Raw genomic sequence first — 24802 nt, 5'->3', positions numbered from 1 at the left:
CCGGTGACCATTTCTCCTGAATTTCCAGCCACACCCGCTGCCGCCGCTGTCAGCTTCCGGACAGTCGACCTTCGCGGCAAGGGTCTGACCCTCGCCGGTTTGCGCGCCGCCGTTCCCCGGGCGCGGCAGCACACCGTGGCGGATGCGGAACAAAAGGTACTGGACATCATCAAGGCCGTCCGGACGGACGGCTTTGCCGCCCTCAGCGACCTGGCATTCCGTTTCGACGGAGTCCAGCAGATCCACCCGCGGGTCCCGTCAGCATCCCTGGCCCGGGCGCTGGCGGAGCTGGATCCGGCGGTCCGCGGCGCGCTGGAAGAATCCATCAGCCGCGCCCGGCGCTTCGCGGACGGGCAGCGGCCGCGTGATCTCGACGTTGAACTCGGCGATGGCGCGCTGGTGAGCCAGAATTGGGTTCCGGTTTCTCGGGTGGGTTTGTACGTGCCCGGTGGCCTTGCCGTCTATCCGTCGTCGGTCATCATGAATGTTGTCCCGGCACTGGCTGCGGGGGTGCAGTCCATCGCCCTGGCATCGCCGCCGCAGAAAGATTTCGGCGGCCTCCCGCACCCCACCATCCTCGCGGCAGCGGCCCTGCTCGGCATCGACGAGGTCTACGCGATCGGCGGTGCACAGGCAATCGCTGCCTTCGCCTACGGCGTGGAGGCAAATGACGCCGGGCCCGCTTTGGAACCCGTTGATGTAGTCACGGGTCCGGGAAACATTTTTGTGGCGACGGCGAAGCGTCTGGTCAAGGGTGTGGTGGGCATCGATTCCGAGGCGGGAACCACCGAAATCGCCATTCTGGCTGATTCAACGGCGCAACCTGACCTCGTGGCATCAGACCTGATCAGCCAGGCGGAGCATGACCCCCAGGCGGCTTCCGTGCTCATCACGGACTCGGATGACCTTGCCGCGGCAGTCCGCATCGAACTGGACCGGCAGGCGGCCGGCACCAAGCACTCCGCGCGCGTATGTGAGGCGCTGTCCGGCCCGCAGTCGGGAGTGGTCCTGGTGGAGGACCTGGAACAAGGCATCGCCGCATGCGACGCCTACGCTGCTGAACACCTTGAAATCATGACCGCGGATGCGCCGGCGGTAGCTGCCCGGATCCGGAACGCCGGCGCGATCTTTGTGGGGGACTATAGTCCTGTCAGCCTGGGCGACTACTGCGCCGGCTCCAACCACGTCCTGCCCACCAGCGGGACGGCGGCGTTCTCCTCGGGTCTGAACGTGACCACCTTCCTGCGCGCCATCCAGGTCATTAACTACAGCCGCGCCGCGCTGCAGGAAGTCAGCGGCCACATTGTGAGCCTGTCCGGCGCCGAGGACCTGCCGGCGCACGGTGAAGCTGTCACGGCACGCTTCCGTCATGCCCGCTGATACAGACGGTCTGCGGCGCATGCTGCAGGCACCACTACATGTGGTAATTACAGGATTGTTATTCCGCAACATGTAGTCGTAAACTGAGGGACGGAGAGGTCTGCCGGGGCCGGAAACATCGGCGCCGGAAGACATCGAGGGAGGGGACACCATGTACTGTCCATTTTGCCGCAATCCGGACTCCCGCGTCGTGGACAGCCGCATGGCCGATGACGGCTCGGCCATCCGCCGCCGCCGGCAGTGCCCGGAATGCGGCCGCAGGTTTACCACCGTGGAAACCACCAGCCTTTCGGTGATCAAACGCTCCGGAGTGGGTGAACCCTTCAGCCGCAGCAAGGTTATCAACGGCGTGCGTAAGGCATGCCAGGGCAGGCCGGTCAGCGAAGATGACCTGGCGCTCCTGGCCCAGGAGGTGGAGGAGCAGATCCGTGCCTCTGGCGCGGCCGAAATCGACGCCCATGAAGTTGGCCTGATCATCCTTGGTCCGCTGCAGAAGCTTGACCAGGTGGCCTACCTTCGCTTTGCGAGCGTGTACCAGGCGTTCGAATCCCTGGAGGATTTCGAGACCGCCATTGCACTGCTCCGCCATGAATCAGTGGGAGAAGGCACGCAACGCACGGCGGCGGCCGCCAAGAGCTCCGAAAAGAGCCCCCTGTAAACTCCGGTGGTGGCCGCGGAGGGGAAGCCGCCGCCACCACCGGCACCGGCTGCCCCTCGGGCGCCGGTCAGCCACCGGTTATTTTGTGAGCTTGTGCTTCACGGCAATTTCGACGGCCGCGCCGACAATCCCGGCCTCATTCTTGAGTTCGGCCGGCACAATCGGGGTCCGCAGTTTCATGTGCGGCAGGTATTCGTCGGCGCGCTTGGAGATGCCGCCGCCCACGATGAACAGTTCAGGCGAGAAGAGGAATTCCACGTGGGAGAAGTAGCGCTGCAGCAGCACGCTGTATTCCTCCCAGGTCAGTCCGTCCCGTTCACGGGCCACCGCTGAGGCCTTGCTTTCGGCGTCAAAGCCGTCGATCTCCAGGTGCCCCAGTTCCGCGTTGGGGACGAGCCGTCCGTCGAAGATGAATGCCGAGCCGATTCCGGTGCCCAAGGTGATGACCAGGACAGTTCCGTCCACGCCCTTGCCCGCGCCATAACGGGCTTCCGCCAGTCCGGCGGCGTCGGCGTCGTTGATGACCTCCACCGGGCGGCCAAGCCGTGCGGTGAGCAACGCGTCAATGTCGGTGTTGAGCCAGCTTTTGTCAACGTTAGCCGCCGAATGGACCACGCCATGCTGGATGATGCCAGGGAAGGTGACCCCCACGGGCGAGTCGGCGGCCGGAGCCTCCGGGCGGCTTGAAAGCTCGGCAACCACCTGCGCCACAACGTCCGCTACGGCGTCAGGGGTGGCGGGCTGGGGCGTAGGCACGCGGAACCGTTCCCCCAGGAGCTTGCCTTTTTTCAGGTCGACGATGCCGCCCTTGATTCCCGTGCCGCCGATGTCAATGCCGATCAGCGGGGCGTTCTTGTGCGACTTCTCGTCCTTCTTGGCCAATGTTGTTCCGTTCGTGGCTGGGCGGGCTGGTCGGCCGGACGGCTGACCGGGAAATTTCAGGGGAGCGTGAGGATTTCGGCGCCGGACTCTGTTACCAGCAGGGTGTGCTCAAACTGGGCGGTCCGCTTGTGGTCCCGGGTGACAACTGTCCAGTCGTCTTCCCACATGTCCCATTCGATGGTGCCGAGTGTCAGCATGGGTTCGATGGTGAACACCATGCCGGTCTCGATCACGGTGTTGTAGGCCGGCGCCGCATCATAGTGCGGGATGATCAGGCCCGTATGGAACGCTTCGCCGACGCCATGGCCGGTGAAGTCCCGCACCACGCCGTAGCCGAACCGCTTGGCGTAGGACTGGATGGCGCGGCCGATCACGTTGATCTCCCGGCCGGGGGCCACTGCTTTGACGGCGCGGTTGAGGGATTCCCGGGTGCGCTCCACCAGCAGGCGCGATTCGTCGTCCACGTCGCCCACCAGGAAGGTGTGGTTCGTGTCGCCGTGTACCCCGTTAATAAATGCCGTGATGTCGATATTTAGGATGTCGCCGTCCCGGACGACGGTGCTGTCCGGGATGCCGTGGCAGATCACTTCATTCAGCGACGAGCACAGGGATTTCGGGAACCCGCGGTAGCCCAGTGTGGACGGGTAGGCCTTGTGGTCCAGCAGGAATTCGTGACCCACCTTGTCCAGCTGGTCGGTGGTCACACCGGGCCTGATGTGGTTGCCCACCTCAACGATGGCCTGTGCGGCGATCCGGCTGGCGATCCGGATTTTCTCTACGGTCTCGGCGGACTTGATTTCGGAGCCGGTGAACTTGGCCGGGCCGGGCTTGCCCACGTATTCCGGGCGCGTGATGGACGCTGGAACGGGGAGCTGCGGACTTACGGTTCCCCGGGTAAGGGTGCCGGTGGGTGCAGTCGAGGCTAGGGAAGGCATAGATTGATCATATAAGGCACCGCATTAGGCCAAGTAACTGGGAGCCCCAAGCTGTCCGCATCGACGTTTAAGTTACGTGGATCACGGCCGGGCCTCCGCCAGCCGGAACGAGGAGCACCGATGACTGAGTACTGGTACAACGTGAACACCCACGAGGTGGAAGAAGACGCACTCTCGGACTGGAGCCAGCTGATCGGCCCCTACAAAACGCGGGAAGAGGCCGAACACGCCCTCGAAAAGGTCCGGGCCCGGAATGAGTCGTGGGAAAAGGGCGATGACGACTGAACCGCACTCATCTGCCGGCCCGTGACGTGCCAGCGCCCAGAACGGCCCCGCGTCCCGCCGTGGCCTAGAAAGAGTGTTCCGGGCCGGGGAACGCACCTGTTCGGACCTCGTCGCCGTACGCCTTCGCCGCGTCACTGAGCGCCGTGCGCAGGTCGGCGTACTGTTTGACGAACTTCGCCATCCTGCCGCCGCGGAACCCGGCCATGTCCTGCCACACCAGCACCTGCCCGGTAGTGGCATTGCCGGCGCCGATCCCGACCGTCGGCACGCTGACCGCCGCGTCAACGGCGGCTGCCGTGTCCGCCGGAACCATTTCCATCAGGACGGCGAACGCCCCCGCCTCTACCAGCGCCACCGCGTCGTCAATCAGGCGCTGCGCATCCTCCCCGCGGCCCTGGACCCGGTAGCCGCCCAGCGCGTGTTCACTCTGGGGGGTGAAGCCGATATGGGCCATGACCGGGACGCCGGCCTGGACCATGGCGCGGACGGTTTCCGCGTAGTATTTTCCGCCCTCGATTTTGACGGCGTGGGCCAGCCCTTCCTTGAGGAACCGGACGCCTGTTTCGACACCCTGCTGCGCCGAAACTTCGTAACTGCCGAACGGCAGGTCTGCCACCACCAGGGCGCGCTTGGCGGACCGCGCCACGGCGCGGCAGAGAGGGAGGAGTTCATCCACCGTGACGGGCAGGCTGGTCTCGTTGCCGAAAACGTTGTTGGATGCCGAATCGCCCACCAGGAGGACCTCGATGCCGGCCTGGTCGAAGATCTCCGCGCTGTACTGCTCATAGGCGGTCAGCATGGCGAAGCGATTACCGTCCCGCTTGGCCTGCTGCAGGTGGTGAATGCGCACTCTGGGTGCGGGCTTCGCGTTAATTTCCGACGACGGTGCCTGCACCGGTGCAGGTCCGGTTCCGTAGGGGGCGCGTACTTCAGCGGACGCGCTTGACTCAGAGCTATTGGTGGAGTCCATGGCAAGAGCGTAATGCGGCACGGGCAGTCCTAGCCACCGCAGACGGGCCAACGGACCGTGATCCGTGTCATATTCAAGTGCCCGGCGAGGGCATATTTGCCACCTGCGGGCTCGGCCGGCGGGGCTGCCGTGTTAACGCTGTGTTACGCGCGGTGCGGTCGCCCGCATTGGAGCCGATTGCTTAGTAAAGTAATGGTGAACTGCTGCCGGACGCCGCTTCCGCGGGCCCGGGGCATGAACGATTGACCGGAGAAGAGGCCATCATGGACCGCCAGCAAGAGTTTGTCCTGCGCACAATCGAGGAGCGCGACGTACGGTTCGTACGTTTGTGGTTCACCGACGTCGTAGGTTCACTCAAATCGGTGGCACTTGCCCCGGCCGAGGTTGAAGGGGCCTTTGAGGAGGGACTCGGTTTCGACGGTTCAGCCATCGAAGGCCTGGCGCGCGTGTTCGAATCGGACATGCTGGCGCAACCGGATCCGTCCACCTTCCAGATCCTGCCGTGGCGTGGCGAGACGGAACAGACGTCGAGGATGTTCTGCGACATCCTGACTCCGGACGGCGAACCGTCGGCCGCGGATCCCCGTAATGTCCTCAAGCGCACGCTGGCCAAGGCCGCGGACATGGGGTTTACGTGCTACACCCACCCGGAGATCGAGTTCTACCTCCTCAAGTCCCAGCAGCCCGGGCCCGACGGCGCGCCCATACCCGTTGACGAGGGCGGCTACTTCGACCACGTTCCCGGCGGCGTGGCGCAGGACTTCCGCCGCACGGCCGTAACCATGCTGGAATCCGTGGGTATTTCGGTGGAGTTCAGCCACCATGAAGCCGGTCCCGGCCAGAACGAGATCGACTTGCGCTACGCGGACGCCCTGCAGACCGCGGACAACATCATGACGTTCCGCACGGTGATCAAGGAAGTGGCCCTCCAACAGGGCACCTACGCCACGTTTATGCCCAAGCCCTTCACCGACCACCCCGGCTCCGGGATGCACACGCACTTCTCGCTGTTCGAGGGCGACACTAACGCTTTTTATGAGGCGGGCGCCGAATTCCAGCTCTCCAAAACCGCCCGCCAATTCATCGCAGGCATCCTGAAGCACGCCCCCGAGTTCACCGCTGTGACCAACCAGTTTGTGAACTCCTACAAGCGGCTCTGGGGTGGCGGCGAAGCGCCGAGCTACCTCAGCTGGGGGCACAACAACCGTTCTGCCCTGGTCCGGGTCCCGCTGTACAAGCCCGGCAAGGGCCAGTCGGCCCGGATCGAATACCGCGGCATTGATTCAGCGGCGAACCCCTACCTTGCCTATGCCGTCCTGCTGGGGGCCGGACTGAAGGGGATCGAAGAAGGCTACGAGCTGCCCGCCGCAGCAGAGGACGACGTCTGGTCACTCAGCTCCGCCGAGCGTCGTGCCATGGGCCACGACCCCCTGCCCGCCAGCCTTCACGATGCCATCAGGTCCATGGAGGACTCCGAGCTGATGCCGCAGATCCTTGGTGAGCAGGTCTTCGAGCACTTCCTGCGCAACAAGCGTGCCGAATGGCAGGACTACCGGCTCCAGGTGACGCCCTACGAACTGCAGCGCAACCTCGGCATTCTTTAGGCGGCGGTGAGCCTCGCACGCCGCCTCATCTCAGCCGGCTTCAGTGACCTGGAGAAGGGTGAGCGCTTCCTTGCTGCCCCGGAGCTGGTTGGCCTGGACCCGGACAGGATTTTCGCCGGCCTGCAGCTGGCCGCCAACCCCGACACCGCCCTGCAGTCACTGGTGCGGCTGATTGAAAAGCACCCGGGTCTCCGGGAGCTGGCGGCGGCCGATCCGGAGATCAGCGAGCCGCTCTACAGGGTGCTCGGGGCCTCCGAAGCGCTGGGGGAATTCCTTATCCGGCACCCGGAACACCTCGATGCCTTCGAAGTCACCGCCAGTCCCGAGCCACTGCAGGCAGATCCGGAGCAGCTCCGCTCTGTCCTCCTGAAATCTGTCCGCGCGGAACCCGCTTCAGCCCGGCCCGTGGCAGGAATGACCGGAACCGAGGCTTATGCGGCGCTGCGGTCGGCGTACCGCCGCGGGGTGGTGGACCTGGCGGTCAAGGACATGTGCGCCGCTGACCCGCTGGACTTTATGCCCGCCGTCGGGGCTGAGCTCGCTGATCTGGCGGGGGCCGCGATCGAAGCTGCGCTGGCAGTTTCCCGTGCCGAGGCTGCTGAGCACTTCAGCGCCGGGGAAGTGGCCGCCGTCGGCTTGGCTGTCATCGGGATGGGCAAATGCGGAGCGCGGGAACTGAACTATATTTCCGACGTCGACGTCATTTACGTGATCGACGCCGGCGACCTCGACGACGCCCGTGCCAACACCATCGGCACAGCCTTGGCCGCCGGCATTTCCCGGGCCATCTCGTCGGTGGCACGTGAGCCCGGCCTCTGGGAAGTGGACGCCAACCTGCGGCCGGAGGGCAAGTCCGGCCCCCTGGTCCGAACCCTCGCGTCGCACGAAAGCTACTACGCGCGCTGGGCGGAAAGCTGGGAATTCCAGGCACTCCTGAAGGCCCGGACCATCGCCGGCGACAGGGACCTTGGGGAGCGCTACGAAAAGGCCGTAGCCCCACTGATCTGGAGCTCCGCGGGCCGTGAAGGGTTCGTGGAGTCCGTGCAGGCGATGCGCCGCAGGGTCACCGAGCATATCCCGGCGGCGGAGGAACAGCGGCAGATCAAGCTTGGCCGGGGCGGCCTCCGGGACGTCGAGTTCACCGTGCAGCTGCTTCAGCTGGTGCACGGAAAATCCGACGAAACCCTCCGTCGCAGGGATACCACCGCGGCCATTGCGGCACTCTCTGCCGGGGGCTATATCGGCCGGACCGACGCCGCCGCTTTCGACCACGCCTACCGATACCTTCGCCTCCTGGAACACCGCATCCAGCTGTTCCAGCTCCGGCGGACGCACCTGATGCCTGTTGGCGAGGCGGCGCAGCGCGCCCTCGCAAAGGCAGTGCTCAGCCCCTTTTCCAATGACAGGCCGCCACCGGCTTCTCTCCTGGCTACCTGGCAGAAGACCAAACGCTCTGTCCGTGAACTGCATGAACGAATTTTCTACCGTCCGTTGCTTAATACCGCGGCCAAACTCAGCAGCGAGGACGCCAGGCTGACGCCTGAAGCCGCCCAGGGCCGCCTCGCCGCGCTGGGCTATCGCGACCCACAGGGCGCGATGCGGCACATTGAGGCGTTGACCGCCGGTGTCAGCCGGCGGGCAGCCCTGCAACGCCAGCTGTTGCCTATCCTGCTGGACTGGCTCGCCGAAGGCGTTGATCCCGACGCCGGGCTGCTCGCGTTCCGGCGCGTCAGTGAAGCCCTCGGCACCACCCACTGGTATCTGGGCATGCTCCGGGATTCCACGGCGGCCGCTGAACGGCTATGCCACGTGCTCTCCAACTCACGGCTGATTGCGGACCTTCTGGAGGTTTCGCCGGAATCGGTGGCATGGCTGGGTACCAACAAGGACCTTGTGCCATTGAACTTCGAAGCCCAATGGCAGGAAATCACGGCCAAAATGTCGCGGCACCCGGACCCGGAAAACGCCATGAGGCTGATCCGGCTGATCAGGCGCCGGGAGATCCTCCGGATCGCGATCGCCGATTCTGCCGGGCTGCTCAACCAGGACCAAGTGGGCGCGGCGCTGGCGGACACCGACCGGGCAGCGGTGCTGGGCGCCCTGCGTGTGGCCGAAGGAATCGTCACCGCTAAGGGACCGCTGAAGACCGCGATGCTGGTGGTGGCCATGGGCCGGCAGGGTGGCCGCGAGATCGGCTACGGCTCCGATGCCGACGTAATGTACGTGCACCGCGCGTTGCCGGGCTATACCGACGATGAGGCGCAGGATCAGGCGGCCCGGATTGTGGCCAAGGTCTCCAGCCTGCTCACGCAGCCACTCAAACCGGCCATTATGGCCGAGCGTGTACTGCAGATGGACGCCGATCTTCGGCCCGAAGGCAAGAACGGCGCCATGGTCCGCTCCCTCGATTCGTTTGCCGAATATTACCGCCGCTGGTCGTTGATCTGGGAAGCGCAGGCGCTGCTGCGGGCCCGGCCCATGGCGGGCGACGACGCCCTGGCCGAAGACTTTCTTTCACTCATCGACCCGATCAGGTACCCGGCATCGATTTCGGAGCAGGATGTCCGGGAGGTGCGCAGGGTAAAGGCGCGGGTGGAATCGGAGCGATTGCCGCGCGGCGCGGACCCCGCCCGCCACCTGAAGCTTGGCCGCGGGGGACTGAGCGACGTCGAGTGGCTGGTACAGCTACTCCAGCTCCAGCACGCTGCCAAGCATCCGGAACTGCGGACAACGTCCACGGTGGAGGCCCTTGACGCCGCGGCTTCACTGAACCTGCTCACGGCTGCCGACGCGAAGCTGCTGGCCGAGGCGTGGCGGCTCGCCAGCAGGATCCGGTCCGCCAACGTCATTTGGAGCGGCAGGGCTTCGGACCTGCTGCCATCTGCGCGGGGGGACCTGGAGGCGGTGGCCCGCTGGTGTGGCTACGAACCAGGCCACGCGGCCGCCTTGGAAGAGGACTACCTCCGGCTGAGCCGGCGTGCGCGGGGCGTGTTCGAGAAAGCCTTCTACGGACATTAGCGGCTGTTTGGGTCCTCCCCGGAGGGCTGCAGACAGCCGCAGAGGCGCGGTGCTAGGTTGGGGGCCATGGCAACGCAAATTTACGTGAACCTGCCCGTTAAGGACCTGAAGCGGTCCGTCGATTTCTTCACCGCCCTGGGCTTCTCGTTCAACCCGGACTACACCGACGAAAACGCGACCTGCATGATCATCAACGACAACGCCTTTGTCATGCTCCTGGTAGAGGGATTCTTCAAGACCTTCACCTCCAGGGACGTGGCCGACGCCACGAGTTCCACCGAAGCCATCGTGGCCTTTTCGGTGGACAGCAAGGAAGACGTTGACGCAACCGTACGCAAGGCGTTGGCCGCTGGCGGCGCCCCGTCGCAGGAAGTCCAGGACTACGGCTTTATGTACAACCACAGTTTCCAGGACCTGGACGGGCACCTGTGGGAGGTCCTGTGGACAGACGCTGCCGGTCCACCGGCCGACGACGGGGCTCCCGCCGGATCAGACGGACAGCCCACCTGAAAACCCGGGTCGATTCTGTCTGGCTCATCGCCCTGGATGACCTCGACGGTGACGCCCTTGCCATTCAGCTGGGTGAGGTAGCCAACCTTGAACTGGGCCCTGGACAAAGCAGCTTCGTTGGTGACCCGCTCCGCATGATCCTGGCGGGACTGGAGGAGGATTCGCGGTTCCCTTATGTCGTGGAGGCTGCGGGCTACGCCGTCGGCGTGCTGACCCTCCAGGCCGGTGCCGCGCGCCTGGCCGGCTGGCCGGACGAGGATTCCGCGTGGCTGCTACGCGGTTTACTGATCGACAGGCGCCACCAGGGGCGAGGCCTCGGACCGCGTGCGGCCGCGTCCGCAGTGGACGCCGCCGCGAAACTGACCGCCAGATGCGGAACCCACGAGGCCGGCGTCGTGCTTTCCGTCAACGAAACCAACCCGGCCGGGCTGGCCGCATACCGGACCGCCGGTTTTGTGGACCAAGGGCAGTACCTGGGCGGCAGTTCCGGACCGCAACGGACCATGTACCGGAGCTTCACAAAGTAATGTTCGGCGGTTTGCATTGCCTCCGGTTCAACATTGACCGATCATGAGGGTTGGCGGTGTTCTTCAAACCTTGTTGGGGGGAAGGCTTGAAAAGTCTTCGTCTCGGGGAGCACATGTCAGGGGGCTGGCTCCTGGTCTCAGCACGTCTGGAGGCAGCCCCCACCTTAAGGGACAAAAAAGTCCGCCCGGGCTGCAGCACTGATGCGGGCAGCCCGGGCGGACTTTTTGGCGGACTGAACGGGTTCAGCCGGGAATCTTGCTAGACGCCGTAGTAGAGCTCGAACTAAACAACGGTGGTTGGCTGGTGTTGAGTGGGCTAAAAATCAGCTAGATTCCGGCGTTTTCATGGTTGGTTCTGATTGTCTGAATTGGGCACTTTGCGGACCTCTTGCGGACTTTCTGCGGACTGATGGCGTGATGGTCACGTCCGCCCGTTAGACTCACGGCGTCTACCCAGTACCAAGAGAACGGCATCAGCCATGAACCACACCACGACTTCCCCTGTCGCTCCTGAGGGCTTCATCCAGGCAATGGACGCCTTGCAGCCTGATCTGCCGGCCGAATACTTCGATGGACCTTCCGAGACGGGCGACGGCTGGCGGATCGAAACAGTCTTCACCGTTGAGCGCGGAGTCGAGTTCGAGCTCGTGCCACTGAATGGAGGCTATTCGCTGGGCGTGCTTTCGGCATCCCAGGCACTCGAAGCGGGAACCGCGCTGGCAAGGCTCGCTACCAAGTACGCCTGACGCGGCCGTCAGCGCCTAGAAACTGCCCCGGCTCCGGTTATCGGTCCGGGGCTTTTCTATGCCGTCAGCTCCAGCCGTGGTGCTTGGCGATCTGCTCCGCCGTGGCCTTCATGCGCACCAGGTTGTCCTGCATCTCGTCGTACTGCGCCAGGAACTCACCTAGAGAACGCTTGGCATCGGCGGTATCCTGCTCTGCAAGAGCCGCGGCCTTCCGCCGCGCCGGATAGATAGAGATAACGGGCCGGGGGTCAGCAGCATCAAACCCGAAGCTCGCTAGGTCGGCGTCAGCATCAAACACGCCCAGACCCCCAAGCGTTCCGGGTAGGGCGGACATTGCCAGCCAAAAGTCATCCTTGCCCTTGTATGGCACGGGATCATCACTGAGCGGGAACGGTTCAGCCGTCACGTTATGGGTAGCCGTCTCGTTACGGCTATTGCGGTACGCCTTCTGACGGCAGGCGGCGGAACAGAACTTGCGGTCGGCGCGGCCCTGCATCTCGTTGCCACACTCTGCGCACTTACCCGTAACGTTATCCATAACCGTAACGTTTCGGGTAGGCGTCACGTTACGCAAATACGCGGCGCTGGCAGGAACTCATAGTCAGGCTCTAGATCCTCATACGGTGAGCGCACTACGGCCCTGTCTCGGTCCTCCGCTTCTATGCGCGCCATCATCGCCAGGAATCCCTCAGGATCAAACTTCACCATGCCCGGAATCGTAGGCGCGGGGTGGGACATCATGTCCCACGTCGGCTGATACACTCGCGTCTTGCCGTCAAGCCCTTGGGTTGGCGCTTCCACCTGTTCAGTTCTGAACACCTGCTTGTCTTGCGGCGCTTACTGATTCGATATGGCCGGCGTTCCGTGCTGCGGCGAACGCGAGGCCGGGAAGGTTGCCGTGCGGTGCGGGGCGTATTTCGCGGCGCAGGTCGTCGGCGTCGAACTCGGAGTCGGTGGCAGAGTCCGACATCATGTAAATTCCCGGCTGCTTGTCACTACCGCTCAGCTCGTGCGCCTTGGCGTAGTCGGTAGGCCTCGGCTTGTCCGGGATCGAATTGGTAAAACTATTTCGATCTAGTCGGCCTTGGTTTACTTCCCGAGTTGCTGTGGCTCGAATGGACGCCTCGGATTTCGTCTCAATCTCCCCACGCTCCTGCCCGTGCGGATCGCAACACCAAGGGACGGAAATTATCGCGGTCGCACAGTATGCCAAGCAGAAGCGCGTGTCTGAATGGGCGCGATGGCCCGCGTGGACGTACCCTCAGCGGATAGCATCTATTTAGCACGCCCGTGCTATTTCCCGCCTGGGGTGTTCATTGCCTACAGTCCATGGTTAGATCAGCGCATGGGGATCAAATTGGGGAAAAACGGGAAACTGCCGGGCGACGCTCTTATCGGAACCGGAATAATCTTCTGCTTTCTGAGTGTGGCGCTCTATGTCATAACCGCGCTCAACGGCGTACCAAATGGGCTGATATTTACCGGCGGCGGAGTGCTTGGGCTGCTCATCATCTGCGTGGGCTACCTGAAACGCATATCCGCGGCGCTCATAGCTTCATCTGAGATTGCAGAAACGGCGCCTGCCGCAAAGCTCTAAGCCCGGTTTAAGCACGAAAGCGGTCCCGAACCTCTAATGAGATCCGGGACCGCTCGTGGTGTGTTGCCGCCGTGGCCGGAAGCGCTTAGCTCTTGTTGCCCTGCGCCCGGCTCGCTGCCAGGACTTCCTCGAACCGCTCGTCGTGGTCCGCGTATCGTGTTTTGATGCCACGGCGGGCGAACCATTCAGCAAACTTGGTTCGCCGTGCCGTTTCCGCCGCCTGCTGTCTCACAGCGGCGGCCTGGTCGATTCCCAGCCGTCCGTTCTTCGGAACAGTGAAGGAATCGAACAGGTCGTTTGATGGCAGCAACTCCGCGGGTAGGACGTCAGCGGATGGCGGGCGGGGCGCCACGCGCCGCTTAGCCACCGGATGCCCGCTTACCCCAACGCGCCTGCGCGGCTTTACTGGCGTCCTCAGAAATGGATCGTTCCGCCGCCGTCTGATGCTCGTCATCCTCCGATGGCAACGCCAGCGCCTTCACCATCCGCTCAAAAGCAGCCCGCGCCTGGCGTACCTCCAACAGCGCCGGATTCACCACGAGTTGCCCCGTGCTGCCCTTCACCATCGGGCCGTGCTCGTCAGCCGCCGCCTTGAGCGCGTCGATCTCGTCCAGCGTCCGGCACGCCTCCTTCAGAACCTCAAGTTCGGCCGAATCCAGCTCGAAACCCTCGGTAATCAGTGCCCAAAACGCCTTACCACGGGCATTTAGCCCGCTCGGTGCCCTAACCTTTGTCATCAAAACTCCCTAGAAATCAACGAAACCAAGCCCAATAGGGCGAAAAATGGACGGCGATGCGTGCGTCCGATCCGAGCCGCCTCCCGGGCGCGTCAAAAGCAGGGGGCTACCCTGGGGTCCCCCCCACACCCTTCGGGCCTTGCCTGTGGGGTGTGGCGCCGCCTGCCGGTTACGTGGTTGGCAGACGGCGCCGTGGCACGCTTCACGGGTCATGGTGGAGTCGTGCCGGTCTGTGTGGTCAGGCTCGTGTGTTGCGCGGCGTGCTGTGCTGCTGTGGTGAGTAGCGGCCTTAGTACGATGTGCTGCTCTTGCCATGAGCATGTGCATCGTGCGATGTACTGCACTTCGGATGTCCACTTGGCGAAGGACTGGGCTAGCTCATTGATGACTACTTCGCTACCGTCGCGGCCCTTGACTACTGCCACGGCTACCATTAGTCGTTTACCGCTGCGTCAGGCGCCGTGTCCTTGTTGGCGTTCTCCGCGTCCGTGATTGGCTCGGGCGCAAGCTTGGCGTTCTCTGCATGGATGGATGCCATGAGTACCTGCTCGGGGGTGGTGACAAGGTGGATGACGGTGTGCTGTTCGGGTGCGTTGACCGGTTGGCCGTTGCCGTTGACGGCTGGCATCCCTGCATTGATTCGGGCGATGGTTGCCATGATGTCGCCGGGGGTGTGGCGGATGGTCTGCTGTGGGTTACTTGTCGTCATCGTTGAACAGCTCCTGCTTGAGGTTGGTTACAAGGTCGTTGATATCCACGCGGATAAGGTGGGGGCGGTCGCCGTTGCGGGCCGCGGTGACCAGTTCAGTGAGAACGAATCCGGGGATGGGCTGGTACTGGTTGCGGTGATACCAACCGCGGATCATGTCGAACTCGTTGTATTCGGCGTAGGCCTTCTGGAAGGCATCTAGGGCGTCACGGGTGACCTTGGCGAGTTTGCGGGCCTGGCCTGCTGCTGACGGGTCTGCGTCGGCTTCATCCCTGAGGGTCCAGAACTCGGCGTAAGCCTGGGTGATGGCGGCGTTGATCCCGTCGAGTTCATGCTGCGCGGCGGTGATGTCCTGGGCGAGCTGGCGTTGAGCGTCCTGAACAACCATGCCTTTCTTGCCCGCCCGAACCTGCTTGCCGTGTTCAGCGAGATCTGCGGCTTTAGCGGCCGTGGCGCGCTCGTCGCTGGTGAACTCGTTGACCTTGTTCAGGGCGTCGCGCTGGCGTCCGGAGAGTCCCCGGATTTCGGTGATGATCTTGGCGAGTGCCGGGGGTAGGAGTTCGAGGGGCGGCACGGCGTGGATGGCGGCGTAAGCGGCGTCAGAGGGTGCGGAGTTGGGGCGTGTGCGTGTCATTTGGATTCTTCTTTCTTTGTACGGCGGTCTGAGTCGGTGGTGCTGGTCGTGCTGGTGGCGGCGAGTTCGCGGGCGCGTCTCTTTTTGACGCCAGGATCGTGGGCTTGCTTTGCCATTAGTTGGTCTCCTTTGGGGTGGATTCGGCGGCGTCTATCCGGTCGGCCATGTCATGCAGGGTGTCGGCCAGCGTGCGGGCCTCATCGGCGGTGAGATGGGCTCTCACCTTTGCGCCCTGCATGAGGGCGATTCCTGGTGTTGCTACGCCTGCCGCGTCCTTCCAGACGTAGGGCTTGGCGGTGACGTAGGGGCGGCGGCTCAATTGCTCTCCTTGGCGGTCTGGGGCTCATAAGCGGCCCTGAGGGTAGCTATCCGGGACTCAGCGACCAACGCCCGGTTCATCCATGCGCGCATGTCCTGGTGGGCCTCCTGGGCCTTATCCCGGAACCTGTCGCAGAGTTCGATGTACTCGGATTTGTTAAGCTTCATAAGGGCAACAGACGGCGGTGGGGTGGTCATCGGGCCTGCTCCTGCTGCCACTGCTTTTCTTGGGGGATCCAGACGTCCAGGACGGCGGCGACGTCGGTGCGTAGGACCGTTGCGGAAGTGTAGGAACTGATTCCGGGGAGCGTCATCCAGTAGTTGCCTTTACGGATGCTGTGAACCGCGCTCTTGACGAACGGGTAGACATGCTCTTGGAACCAGTCGCGGGCTGATTCGGGAGGGTCTGAGGCGTTCCACCTGTCGAGGACGATGGTGCAAGCTGATGGCCCGTAGCCGTTGGGGTTTACTCTGACGCTGAGCCAGGGCTGACGGCCGTCTACTGGACCGCCTACGGGGACTGTGTAATACCCGCCGGTGCGGCGTCCGCCGTGGTCAAGGATTGCCTCATGGAACGTTGCGCGTAGTTCCTTTGCGGTGGTCATTTCATCCCCCGAACTGTCTTGATGATGTCGGCGTGCACGTATGTCTTGAGGCCCGCCTGGTTGAGCTCTTGGGCCCATAGGATTGCACTTTCGGCGGCGTCGTCCGGGTTGCCGTATCCGCCGTCGAAGTTGAGCACTAAGTCCGTTGCGCCGTCGGCGCGGGGAACCGTGACGATCGTCGGGGAGTGCATACCGAACCACACGTCGGCAGGTGTGGGGGGTTGAGCGGTCATTTTCTGCTCCTTAGGCTGATTCTGCGTATTGTGCGGATACTGCGGCGGTATGCGATTGGTCGAAAATGCTTCGGTGAGGTACGTACATTTGGGAGGGTTTCCGGCCGGGCCCTGGCTGGTCTGGCATCTCTACTCGGAAGACCCATTCGTGATCCAACAGGATGGCCAGTGCTTCCTTTATGGCCAGGGCATCCGGGAACACTGACCGGCTGGCCTTAGTCAGGAGGTCCCGTTCAGTGAAGCTATAGAACTTGTTGATAATGATTATCATTCTCAACTCCTTAGCTTTCTTATGAGGATCAGAGAGGCTCATAAGGTGGAAAGCAGCCAAGGCGTGCTGTGCGAAGTGTTCCGCCATGGCCGCCGCACAATCCGCAGTATCCGCAGAAACCAATTCATCGGCCGATTTTCCTGAAGCAAGATGGAGGATCCCGGCGAACCTGGCTGTTGTTCCGGCGAGCTTGGAGCCCCAGCCGATGACGCGGGGATCTCCCAACAATCCATTGGGCCTCAGGTCCGCTTCAATGACCCGCTGCCAGTCGGTGAACAGCTTGGTTGCATCCGGGTCCAGTCGGATAAGGAGAGGCTCTCCGGGTTCCGCGCCTGCCCGCGCCAGGGCGCTTACGTGGTGGTAGTAGGCGGCTTTCACCGCTGCCGGTACGGGCCGTGAGTCCACGGAGCGGAAACCGACACTGGACTTCGGGACGGTGAACAGGAACCGCTCCAACTCACCCTTGGATTTCTCCGGCGAACCGGAACCGATCTGCCTGAGGACTGCCGGCTGAACCGTGAGATTCATGTTGAGGCAAACGGACTCGATCCGTTCCGAAGGTCGGCCCTTCCGGTCAACGGTCATCGCGTCGCCGGCGTGGCCTTTCAGGAGTATGTCCATGTTCGGCATGCCGCCGCTGTACCGTCCAGCGAAGATATCGAAGATTCCACCCTCTGCTGAGGCAACGGATATCTTCCCGCCATTGTCCGCAGCTAGGGATGTGAGCGCTTCTGGCGTTGCGTCGTCGGCCAGGAGTCGGGGGAGGGTGAGCACCGGGATTTCTTCCGCTGCCTGAACCGCGGCGAGGTACTGATCCTCGGTCTTCTTCCCATTCATGACCTGCTTGCGGACATTCTCGGCCGTATCCTCCCGAAGCTTCTTTAGTGTTGCTTGCCGGCGCACTTCGGGCTTCGCGTCTTCAATGAGGTCCATCTCCACCTCTCGCAGCGGAGCCGTTGCGAGATTGAAGACCGCTGACTTGCGGTTACCCGGGGGCAGCGCGCAGGCGAGGTACAGATTGAGGGGCTCCACCCAACCGGGAGCCGCCTGGATCCTGCTCTTGCCGGAGACGGCGGCCGCCATGACCCCCAGCGTCACGGACGCGGCGAGGTCAAGGGGTGTCTGTGTCGCCTCCGCAGTGGCTTCAACAAAGGATTTCCACCACGCGGGCAGCGAGCCTGTCGGGAACGGTGGGACGGTCGGCTCGACATGCAGTTCAGTGGGCACCGTGTGGGCTGCGTCGAATTGGGCTGCCGAAACCGCTTCGGCCAGTTCGGGAGTGATTTCTTTCATGCGGCGGCGTCCATCTCTCGGAGGTAGGCGGGGTCGTGTACGGCGAGCCAGTTCCTAAATTCCCAGCGCTGGTAAGTGGCGACGCTGATCATCCGTCCGGCCTATTCGCCTGCAGCGACGCCGGCAGCCTGCGCGGCGGTAATAAGCGCTGTTCCGAGTTCTAGGGCCTCAGTGGGCGTTAGGTCCCGGTCCTGGACGGTCCAGACGTTGATGCAGTGGCCGGTGTGGAACTTCCATCCCGGCGTCATGATCCACCCGCGGTTCATCGTCTCGTCAGCAACCCATAGGTCATCGCATCCCGGCGCCAGGGTGTAACCGGCCGGCGGCATCGGCATGGGACCATGCGCCGCTTCGAGCTCTGCCAGCATTGCCGACAGATCCAAGTCTTTGTTTGCAGCCATTTCGCCAAGTTCTCGCACTGTGGCGGGCCAGTTGGTAGCATTAGTCATTGGAATCATCCTTTTCGTAGGTGTTTTCGGTGGCGGCGCTGGTGTTCTTCTTGGCGGGAGAACCGGCGTCGCTTTCTTTTTTGGTGTACGGGTTCTTGGCTCTCACGGCCGCGTCATTCAGCGGGCCCTTGTGGTCCACCCCGCGCCAGTAGCCACGCTCGAACGCAATGGCCAAATCGGCCTCGGTGTAAGTTCGGGCGCTCATGCCGTTTTGGCGTCATCTTCAAACGCTGCGTTTACCCAATCGATAACGTCCTGCTCCCGGTACATCACGCGGCCGCCCAGCTTGGCTGACTTCGGGCCTGTCCCGTTGTGGCGCATCCACCGGAGCTGAGCCGGCGACTTCCGCAACATCTCCGATACCTCGTCCATCGTGTGCAACTTCATGGCCTTTACGGTTTCCATCCGTCCTCCATCAATTTGTGTTGGTGAGCTAACACAATCGACACTAACACCAGTTTGTGTTGACTGTCTAGTCCGGTTTGTGGGATTGTTGGCAAATGGTGAAAAAGGATGAAACTAACGGGCCCGGCGCTGAGGAAGAGGCTCATTTCATTGCGGCCGTGAAGCGGATACGCGAGGAACTGGGCTGGTCGCAAGGCGAACTGGCTAAACGCATGTCGGATTCCGGGTGGGAGGGGTTCCACCAGACGACAATCTCGAGAATCGAAAAGGGCGAACGGCCGGTTAGGCTCGGGGAAGCGAGAGGCTTGGCCAAAGCACTTGGCGCTCTAGTTGGTCAGATGCTCCTGCCCGCGGAGCAGAGCAAGACGCTCAGAGACCTTGAGCTTTCGGTTGTGAACGCGGAGAAGGCGGCAACAGCTATTGCGGCGTCCGCCCAGGAACTCTTAGGTACCCAGACGTCATTGCAGTATGAACTTGAGGAAGCTCTTGAGATTTCCGTGGACGAGTCGGCGGACGACTGGGTTAGGGAACGGTATTCGAGTGTGATCGAGGCCGCCCGCCGGGCACTGAAGATGACCCCTAACGGTGTCATGAAGGAGTTCTTGGAGAGCTACTATGGCGTCGATCCAGAAGAGGGATAACGGCTCCTGGCGTGCCCGGTACCGTGACGACGCGGGCAAGGAGCACGCCAGGCACTTCACGCGGCAGAAGGATGCCAAGGCGTGGCTCGATGAGGTTACAGCGTCGGTGGTCACAGGGACTTATGTGGATCCGAAGACGGCGCTGACCACTGTTCAGGAGTGGTCGGTGATCTGGCTGAAGGGCTACGAGAACAACCGGCCCTCCACTGTTCGCCAGGCGAAGACCCACCTAAAGCGGATCAATGCGGCGTTTGGGCACCGCGCACTGAAGAGTGTGCGGCCGTCAGAGGTCAAGGCGTGGACGGCAAAACTCAGTGATGAGGGTTTGGCTGATTCCACCATCTACGCCCTGCATTCACGCATGGGGCAGCTCTACAGCGACGCCGTGCATGACGGGCTGTTGCCCAAGTCGCCGCTGAGCCGTCGCACGGCGCCTAAGGCGGGGGAGCAGCGGCCCTATGTAGCCACAACGGAACAGGTCTGGGCACTGCATGACGCGATGCCGGACGGCCTGCAGCCTGCCGTGCTGCTGGCGGCGTTCGCTGGGCTTCGTGTTGCTGAGGCCGTGGCGCTGCGGGTCTCTGACGTGGATTTCATGCGCGGAATCATTGCACCGGCCATCCAGTATCCGGGCGTTGAACTGAAGACCAAGGAATCCAGGACGCCTATCCCGATTCCTCAGAATCTCTGCCTCGAATTGTCGGTGAATCACACGCGCTGGGGGAGTGAAACGCTCGTCACTAACGCTTGGGGGCGGGCTATCTCGCCTCACAGGCTAGAACATTATTTCCGGGAAGCGCGGGCCACGGTCAAGGATCTTCCAGAGGGGTTCCGGTTCCATGATCTGCGGCACTATTTCGCTTCGTTGCTCATTGCTCAGGGCCTTGACGTGAAGGTTGTACAGAAGAGCCTCAGGCACTCCTCAGCGAAGACCACGCTGGACACCTACGGGCACATGTGGCCGGACAAGGAAGAGTCGGCGCGGGCCGCCGTGGCCGGTGTGCTGCGGGAGCGGCTGAGCTTGCGAACTGAGCAGCACGGCTGAGCGGTTCCCAGCATGGCAAAAGGCCGGCCCTAGGTGATGAAACCTGGGACCGGCCTTCGCTGTATCCGAATTCTTGCGGACTGTGTGCGGACTATGCCCGCTTCAGCCGCGTGATGTAGCTAGACGCCGTAGTAGAGCTCGAACTCGTACGGGTTCGGGCGCAGGGACAGCGGGCGGATCTCGTACTCGTACTTGTACTCGATCCAGGTGTCGATCAGGTCCTGGGTGAACACGCCACCGGCCTGCAAGAACTCGTTGTCCTCGCGCAGGGCCTCCAGCGCCTCTTCCAGCGAACCCGGAGCCTTCGGGATGTCCTTGGCTTCCTCGGCAGGCAGCTCGTAGAGGTCCTTGTCGATCGGAGCCGGCGGTTCGATGCGGTTCCGGATGCCGTCAATGCCGGCCATCAGCTGGGCAGCGAAGGCCAGGTACGGGTTGGACGAGGGGTCCGGAGCGCGGAACTCGATGCGCTTGGCCTTGGGGTTGGAGCCCGTGATGGGGATACGGATTCCGGCGGAGCGGTTGCCCTGCGAGTAGACCATGTTGACCGGAGCTTCGAAGCCCTTGACCAGGCGGCGGTAAGAGTTCACCGTCGGGTTGGTGAAGGCGAGGACGGCCGAGGAGTGCTTCAGCAGGCCGCCAATGTACCAGCGGGCCATGTCGGACAGGCCGGCGTAGCCCTTTTCGTCGTAAAACAGCGGCTCGCCGTTGGTCCACAGCGACTGGTGGCAGTGCATGCCCGAACCGTTGTCGCCAAAGACCGGCTTCGGCATGAAGGTCACGGACTTGCCCCAGGAATCGGCCGTGTTTTTGACGACGTACTTGAACTTCTGCAGGTCGTCTGCGGCGTGGGTCAGGGTGGTGAACTTGTAGTTGATTTCAGCCTGGCCGGCGGAGCCTACCTCGTGGTGGCTGCGCTCGACCTCGAGGCCTGCCTCATCCAGGGCGATGCACATGGCGTCGCGGAGGTCGGCCTGCTTGTCGGTGGGGGAAACGGGGAAGTAGCCGCCCTTGATGGGGGTCTTGTAGCCGAGGTTTCCCCCTTCTTCTTCGCGGCCGGTGTTCCAGTGTGCTTCTTCGGAGTCGATCTTGTAGAAGCTGCCCTCGGGGGAGGACTGGTACTGGACGTTGTCGAAGACGAAGAATTCGGCTTCCGGAGCGAAGAACGCGGTGTCGGCGATGCCTGTGGAGGCGAGGTAGGCCTCAGCCTTCTCGGCCACGCCGCGGGGGTCGCGGTGGTACGGGTCTCCGGTGCGGGGGTTCACGATGGAGAAGTTCAGCGCAAGGGTCTTCTCCATGCGGAAGGTGTCCAGGAATGCGGTGGTAACGTCCGGGATCAGCTGCATGTCGGATTCGGCGATGCCCTGGAAGCCGCGGATGGAGGAACCGTCGAAGAGCTGGCCGTTGATGAAGAAGTCCGCGTCGACGCTCTTTGCCGGCACGTTGAAGTGCTGCTGCACACCCGGGAGGTCGGTGAAGCGGATATCGACGAATTTGATTTCTTCGTCCTTGATGAACTTGAGGACTTCGTCCGCAGTCTTGAACATCTATGCTCCTTACGCATATGTAATATCTGGCTGGCAAGCCAACTGATCCAGCGCAATCCGAAGGGCAGGGAAACCTCGTTTCCCTGCTTGGGAGGTATTGCTTGAAACTGCTACCAGCCTATGGACACGTCATTTCCCGTCAGTGTCCACATTGTTTCGGGCAGGTTACAGAATGCCCTGATCAGGTTACAGAATTGTCCTGAACAGGTAACGCTATCCGGTGTCCACAGTGTGGTCCAACGGTTTCCACTCTGTGGTCGGCGGTGAGTCGGTAAGCTTGGATGGTGGTAGATCGCAATGACATTGGTTCCTGGCTCAGCGGACCGGACACGTCCGGCATCTCAAGGTACCCGGGGGAGCGCTTGGGAATGCCTGAATCCGGTTCCGGCTCCATGGCCAGGGCAGGCAGGCGAATCCTCGCTATCGTCCTTGACTGGGGGATTGCTCTGCTGATCAGCAATTTTGCCTTTGGCGGTGACTCCTGGGCCACGTTGGCGGTATTTGCCGCGGAACAGATGCTGCTCGTGGGCACCCTTGGTTACAGCATCGGCCACCGCGTGGCCGGGATCCATGTGCTGCGCCTGGGCGGCGGACCCGCTGGTCCGATGGCCGCCGTGGTGAGGTCAGTGTTGCTGTGCCTGGTGATTCCTGCCGTAATTTTCGATCCGGACCAGCGGGGACTGCACGACAAGGCGATGAATACGGTCCTCGTCAGACGCTAGCAGGGTCTATGCACCTGGCGAAGGCGGTATGCCGGCAGCTCGCGGCGCGCCAATACAGTGCCGTGCCGGGTCAGACCCCCGCCGTTTCCTTCGTCCCGGCAGGAACGCCCGTGCGTGGCGTCAGGTAGCCGCGCTTTCCGGCCCAGCGTTCGAACGCGACCGTGGCGAACGGGAACACCGCCGACAGTCCCGCGAACAGGGCCACCACGAAGGGCCACCGCTGGAGCCGCCACAAGGCGAGGGCAGCGATGCCGTAGCCCACAAACAGCGCACCATGGATAGGGCCGGCGATCTCCACGCCCAGTTCGGTGGTCTTGGCGATCCACTTGAAGTACATGCCCGCCAGGAGCGCAGCCCAGCTGACGCCTTCGGCAACCGCCAGGACGCGGAAGGTCCGGACAACGAGGGTTCTTGCGGGGATCGCCATGTAGCTGCTTCCAATCAATGTACCGGCCTGGGTGGCCGGCGTCGGTCAGACAAAAACTGCCCTGGTTCCGGCGTGGCCGGAACCAGGGCAGTTCAAGTGTCTTAGCGTCCGCGGTTGGGACGAGCTTTGTAAGGGTCGATTCCCTTGGGAATCGGGAGTCGGTTGCCCAGCGAGGAAATGCGTTTGGATACCGCATTCACCTCAAGCTTGGTCAGCTCGTTCTTGAGTTTGCCCATCTTCTTGGCTACCTGGCTGATAGGGACCTGGCCCTCGTCGCGGCCGCTTTCGATCATGTGGACCGTGACGTTTGGGAGGATGCGCGCGAGGCGCTTACGCTCGGCGTCGAGCATCGGCTTAACTCGGATGGTGGGGCCTTCGCTGACGAGGACGACGCCGGGACGGCCGACGGCGCGGAACACGGCATCCTGCGTGCGTGGGTTTACGGCGACCGGCTGGTCCTCGGTGATCCAGCCGCGCTTCAGCGTGCCCAGTGCAGCGCCCGAGGCTCCCGGCTGGTTCTCGATCTGGGCGAAGGCGGCGCGTTCGGCACGACGCGAGAGGATCAGGGTGGCTCCGAGGAGGCCCAGCGGAATGCCGATGAGCAGGCCAGTGATCCAGTTTTCCAGCCAATAACCCACCAGGAAGCTGACAGCCACAACACCCAGGAACACCAGCAGCATCAGCCACGGGACCATGGGATCATGGCGGCGGGTCATGTTAAAGACTTCGCCGATCTGCTTGAGCCGGCTGGGCTTCTTGACCTTTGCTTCTTTTGGCTTGCGCGAGAAGAGGCCACGTTTCGGGGCGCCAGAGGCCGCCGGAGTGCTGTTACTGGAATCAGGGGTGTTCGCCATAGTTCTTCAATTCTACGTGATTTATGCCTGAGGACCGGACACCGGAGAATGTCCGGTGCCGGCCCCCAGGGATACCAAACTACGCCTTAGGAACGGGCGGCCAGCAGTGAGCTGGCTTCCTGGCGGGTGCTGCCGGAGGACTCGATGTGGGCGAGCTGGGCGGGGATTTCCCAGCCCTTTTTGCGCATCGCGGTGGCCCAGAGCCGGCCGGCCCGGTAGGAGGAACGGACCAGGGGTCCGGACATGACGCCGAGGAAGCCGATTTCCTTGGCTTCGTCCTGGAGGTCCACGAACTCCTGCGGCTTGACCCAGCGGTCCACCGGCAGGTGCCGCTCGGACGGGCGCAGGTACTGGGTGATGGTGATCAGGTCACAGCCGGCCTCGTGCAGGTCCCGCAGCGCCTCGGAGATCTCCTCGCGGGTCTCGCCCATGCCCAGGATCAGGTTGGACTTGGTCACCATGCCCAGGTTCCGGCCCTGGGTGATGACATCCAGGGACCGGTCATACCGGAACGCGGGCCGGATCCGCTTGAAGATCCGGGGCACGGTTTCGACGTTGTGCGCGAAGACCTCCGGCTTCGAAGCGCAGATCGCCTCGATGTGCTCGGGCTTGCCGGAAAAGTCAGGGATCAAAAGTTCGACGCCGGTGCCCGGGTTCAGCTCGTGGATCTTCCGCACCGTCTCGGCATAGAGCCACACACCCTCATCGGCCAGGTCATCCCGGGCCACCCCGGTGACGGTGGCGTAGCGCAGCTGCATGGCCAGGACCGAGCGGGCCACTTTCGTGGGCTCAAACACGTCAAC

General features: G+C 63.0%; 33 protein-coding genes. 12 read left to right on the top strand and 21 right to left on the bottom strand.

The window, feature by feature from the left end; genetic code table 11:
- Positions 1-3 precede the first annotated feature (3 nt).
- Positions 4-1380, top strand: a complete 1377-nt coding sequence (gene hisD, locus DAD99_RS01055; protein ID WP_193339990.1) for a histidinol dehydrogenase — start codon at positions 4-6, stop codon at positions 1378-1380.
- Positions 1381-1531: 151 nt separating this feature from the next.
- Entirely contained in the window at positions 1532-2038 is a 507-nt protein-coding gene (gene nrdR / locus DAD99_RS01050; protein ID WP_193339989.1) for a transcriptional regulator NrdR, read from the top strand.
- A gap of 78 nt (positions 2039-2116) precedes the next feature.
- Here the strand turns inward: nrdR and ppgK are convergent, their stop codons facing one another.
- Both ppgK and map read right to left on the bottom strand, forming a co-directional pair.
- Positions 2117-2920, bottom strand: coding sequence for a polyphosphate--glucose phosphotransferase (gene ppgK, locus DAD99_RS01045; RefSeq protein ID WP_185263238.1), 804 nt, complete (start codon positions 2918-2920; stop codon positions 2117-2119).
- A 56-nt stretch (positions 2921-2976) separates the two neighbouring features.
- A complete protein-coding gene (gene map, locus DAD99_RS01040) occupies positions 2977-3855 on the bottom strand; it encodes a type I methionyl aminopeptidase (RefSeq protein WP_193339988.1) in 879 nt (292 codons plus the stop codon).
- A 120-nt stretch (positions 3856-3975) separates the two neighbouring features.
- Here map and DAD99_RS01035 point away from each other — a divergent pair, with 120 nt between their 5' ends.
- Positions 3976-4140 carry an SPOR domain-containing protein gene (locus tag DAD99_RS01035; protein ID WP_185263240.1) on the top strand — a complete coding sequence of 55 codons (165 nt, stop codon included), beginning with the start codon at positions 3976-3978 and terminating at the stop codon, positions 4138-4140.
- A gap of 64 nt (positions 4141-4204) precedes the next feature.
- Here DAD99_RS01035 and panB read toward each other — a convergent pair whose 3' ends face one another.
- Positions 4205-5110 (bottom strand): 3-methyl-2-oxobutanoate hydroxymethyltransferase, encoded by a 906-nt coding sequence (panB, locus tag DAD99_RS01030; protein WP_193339987.1) that lies wholly within the window; start codon positions 5108-5110, stop codon positions 4205-4207.
- Positions 5111-5373: 263 nt separating this feature from the next.
- On the opposite strand from panB, the gene glnA (DAD99_RS01025) reads away from it, so the two are divergent.
- The 5 genes from glnA (DAD99_RS01025) to DAD99_RS01005 all read left to right on the top strand — a co-directional run bounded on the left by glnA (DAD99_RS01025) (position 5374) and on the right by DAD99_RS01005 (position 11515).
- On the top strand, positions 5374-6714 hold the full coding sequence (gene glnA / locus DAD99_RS01025; protein WP_185263242.1) for a type I glutamate--ammonia ligase: 1341 nt from the start codon (positions 5374-5376) through the stop codon (positions 6712-6714).
- Between the two features lie 6 nt (positions 6715-6720).
- Positions 6721-9732, top strand: coding sequence for a bifunctional [glutamine synthetase] adenylyltransferase/[glutamine synthetase]-adenylyl-L-tyrosine phosphorylase (locus tag DAD99_RS01020; RefSeq protein ID WP_193339986.1), 3012 nt, complete (start codon positions 6721-6723; stop codon positions 9730-9732).
- Positions 9733-9798: 66 nt separating this feature from the next.
- Positions 9799-10242 carry a VOC family protein gene (locus DAD99_RS01015; RefSeq protein ID WP_193339985.1) on the top strand — a complete coding sequence of 148 codons (444 nt, stop codon included), beginning with the start codon at positions 9799-9801 and terminating at the stop codon, positions 10240-10242.
- The gene (locus DAD99_RS01010) at positions 10221-10769 is read left to right on the top strand and encodes a GNAT family N-acetyltransferase (RefSeq protein ID WP_309233174.1); all 549 of its coding nucleotides are present in this window, start codon (positions 10221-10223) and stop codon (positions 10767-10769) included. Before DAD99_RS01015 ends, DAD99_RS01010 begins: the two co-directional genes overlap by 22 nt.
- 479 nt (positions 10770-11248) lie before the next feature.
- Positions 11249-11515 (top strand): hypothetical protein, encoded by a 267-nt coding sequence (locus tag DAD99_RS01005; protein WP_193339983.1) that lies wholly within the window; start codon positions 11249-11251, stop codon positions 11513-11515.
- 64 nt (positions 11516-11579) lie between these two features.
- Here the strand turns inward: DAD99_RS01005 and DAD99_RS01000 are convergent, their stop codons facing one another.
- Together DAD99_RS01000 and DAD99_RS00995 are read right to left on the bottom strand one after the other, a co-directional pair.
- Positions 11580-12053 carry a hypothetical protein gene (locus DAD99_RS01000; RefSeq protein WP_193339982.1) on the bottom strand — a complete coding sequence of 158 codons (474 nt, stop codon included), beginning with the start codon at positions 12051-12053 and terminating at the stop codon, positions 11580-11582.
- Between the two features lie 267 nt (positions 12054-12320).
- Positions 12321-12488 carry a hypothetical protein gene (locus DAD99_RS00995; RefSeq protein ID WP_193339981.1) on the bottom strand — a complete coding sequence of 56 codons (168 nt, stop codon included), beginning with the start codon at positions 12486-12488 and terminating at the stop codon, positions 12321-12323.
- A 372-nt stretch (positions 12489-12860) separates the two neighbouring features.
- On the opposite strand from DAD99_RS00995, the gene DAD99_RS00990 reads away from it, so the two are divergent.
- Complete coding sequence (locus DAD99_RS00990; protein ID WP_193339980.1) at positions 12861-13112, top strand: hypothetical protein; 252 nt, start codon at positions 12861-12863, stop codon at positions 13110-13112.
- Positions 13113-13197: 85 nt separating this feature from the next.
- On the opposite strand, the gene DAD99_RS00985 is transcribed toward DAD99_RS00990, so the two are convergent.
- The 12 genes from DAD99_RS00985 to DAD99_RS00930 all read right to left on the bottom strand — a co-directional run bounded on the left by DAD99_RS00985 (position 13198) and on the right by DAD99_RS00930 (position 18766).
- Entirely contained in the window at positions 13198-13479 is a 282-nt protein-coding gene (locus DAD99_RS00985) for a hypothetical protein (RefSeq protein WP_193339979.1), read from the bottom strand.
- Positions 13472-13849: a P27 family phage terminase small subunit gene (locus DAD99_RS00980; protein ID WP_193339978.1), complete on the bottom strand. Its 378-nt coding sequence runs from the start codon at positions 13847-13849 to the stop codon at positions 13472-13474. Before DAD99_RS00980 ends, DAD99_RS00985 begins: the two co-directional genes overlap by 8 nt.
- A gap of 433 nt (positions 13850-14282) precedes the next feature.
- Entirely contained in the window at positions 14283-14558 is a 276-nt protein-coding gene (locus DAD99_RS00975; protein ID WP_193339977.1) for a hypothetical protein, read from the bottom strand.
- On the bottom strand, positions 14545-15192 hold the full coding sequence (locus DAD99_RS00970; RefSeq protein WP_193339976.1) for a hypothetical protein: 648 nt from the start codon (positions 15190-15192) through the stop codon (positions 14545-14547). The genes DAD99_RS00975 and DAD99_RS00970 overlap by 14 nt, the downstream gene beginning before the upstream one ends.
- A gap of 115 nt (positions 15193-15307) precedes the next feature.
- On the bottom strand, positions 15308-15511 hold the full coding sequence (locus DAD99_RS00965) for a hypothetical protein (RefSeq protein WP_193339975.1): 204 nt from the start codon (positions 15509-15511) through the stop codon (positions 15308-15310).
- Positions 15508-15708: a hypothetical protein gene (locus DAD99_RS00960; protein ID WP_193339974.1), complete on the bottom strand. Its 201-nt coding sequence runs from the start codon at positions 15706-15708 to the stop codon at positions 15508-15510. The genes DAD99_RS00965 and DAD99_RS00960 overlap by 4 nt, the downstream gene beginning before the upstream one ends.
- A complete protein-coding gene (locus DAD99_RS00955; RefSeq protein WP_193339973.1) occupies positions 15705-16115 on the bottom strand; it encodes a hypothetical protein in 411 nt (136 codons plus the stop codon). The genes DAD99_RS00960 and DAD99_RS00955 overlap by 4 nt, the downstream gene beginning before the upstream one ends.
- A complete protein-coding gene (locus tag DAD99_RS00950) occupies positions 16112-16348 on the bottom strand; it encodes a hypothetical protein (RefSeq protein ID WP_193339972.1) in 237 nt (78 codons plus the stop codon). Before DAD99_RS00950 ends, DAD99_RS00955 begins: the two co-directional genes overlap by 4 nt.
- Positions 16349-16358: 10 nt before the next feature.
- On the bottom strand, positions 16359-17912 hold the full coding sequence (locus DAD99_RS00945; protein ID WP_193339971.1) for a YfjI family protein: 1554 nt from the start codon (positions 17910-17912) through the stop codon (positions 16359-16361).
- Between the two features lie 101 nt (positions 17913-18013).
- Positions 18014-18361 (bottom strand): hypothetical protein, encoded by a 348-nt coding sequence (locus DAD99_RS00940; protein WP_193339970.1) that lies wholly within the window; start codon positions 18359-18361, stop codon positions 18014-18016.
- Positions 18354-18566 (bottom strand): hypothetical protein, encoded by a 213-nt coding sequence (locus tag DAD99_RS00935; protein WP_193339969.1) that lies wholly within the window; start codon positions 18564-18566, stop codon positions 18354-18356. Before DAD99_RS00935 ends, DAD99_RS00940 begins: the two co-directional genes overlap by 8 nt.
- The gene (locus DAD99_RS00930; protein ID WP_227007478.1) at positions 18563-18766 is read right to left on the bottom strand and encodes an AlpA family transcriptional regulator; all 204 of its coding nucleotides are present in this window, start codon (positions 18764-18766) and stop codon (positions 18563-18565) included. The genes DAD99_RS00935 and DAD99_RS00930 overlap by 4 nt, the downstream gene beginning before the upstream one ends.
- A gap of 95 nt (positions 18767-18861) precedes the next feature.
- On the opposite strand from DAD99_RS00930, the gene DAD99_RS00925 reads away from it, so the two are divergent.
- Together DAD99_RS00925 and DAD99_RS00920 are read left to right on the top strand one after the other, a co-directional pair.
- Positions 18862-19407, top strand: coding sequence for a helix-turn-helix transcriptional regulator (locus tag DAD99_RS00925; protein WP_193339968.1), 546 nt, complete (start codon positions 18862-18864; stop codon positions 19405-19407).
- Positions 19382-20452 carry a site-specific integrase gene (locus DAD99_RS00920; protein WP_193339967.1) on the top strand — a complete coding sequence of 357 codons (1071 nt, stop codon included), beginning with the start codon at positions 19382-19384 and terminating at the stop codon, positions 20450-20452. The genes DAD99_RS00925 and DAD99_RS00920 overlap by 26 nt, the downstream gene beginning before the upstream one ends.
- A 119-nt stretch (positions 20453-20571) precedes the next feature.
- On the opposite strand, the gene glnA (DAD99_RS00915) is transcribed toward DAD99_RS00920, so the two are convergent.
- Complete coding sequence (glnA, locus tag DAD99_RS00915; protein ID WP_193339966.1) at positions 20572-21996, bottom strand: type I glutamate--ammonia ligase; 1425 nt, start codon at positions 21994-21996, stop codon at positions 20572-20574.
- A 284-nt stretch (positions 21997-22280) separates the two neighbouring features.
- Here glnA (DAD99_RS00915) and DAD99_RS00910 point away from each other — a divergent pair, with 284 nt between their 5' ends.
- The gene (locus DAD99_RS00910; RefSeq protein ID WP_185263247.1) at positions 22281-22718 is read left to right on the top strand and encodes an RDD family protein; all 438 of its coding nucleotides are present in this window, start codon (positions 22281-22283) and stop codon (positions 22716-22718) included.
- Between the two features lie 70 nt (positions 22719-22788).
- Here DAD99_RS00910 and DAD99_RS00905 read toward each other — a convergent pair whose 3' ends face one another.
- The 3 genes from DAD99_RS00905 to DAD99_RS00895 form a co-directional block, all read right to left on the bottom strand.
- Positions 22789-23145: a DUF3817 domain-containing protein gene (locus tag DAD99_RS00905; protein ID WP_185263248.1), complete on the bottom strand. Its 357-nt coding sequence runs from the start codon at positions 23143-23145 to the stop codon at positions 22789-22791.
- Positions 23146-23246: 101 nt separating this feature from the next.
- Positions 23247-23999, bottom strand: a complete 753-nt coding sequence (locus DAD99_RS00900; protein ID WP_185263249.1) for a DUF4191 domain-containing protein — start codon at positions 23997-23999, stop codon at positions 23247-23249.
- An 86-nt stretch (positions 24000-24085) separates the two neighbouring features.
- On the bottom strand, positions 24086-24802 hold a 717-nt coding region (locus DAD99_RS00895; protein WP_193339965.1), incomplete at its 5' end, for a lipoyl synthase.

This window comes from Pseudarthrobacter sp. AB1, from assembly GCF_014926485.1.
Classification (GTDB): Bacteria; Actinomycetota; Actinomycetes; order Actinomycetales; family Micrococcaceae; genus Arthrobacter.
Note: the sequence above shows the minus strand (reverse complement) of the source record. Positions and strands in the feature narration are given on the sequence as shown.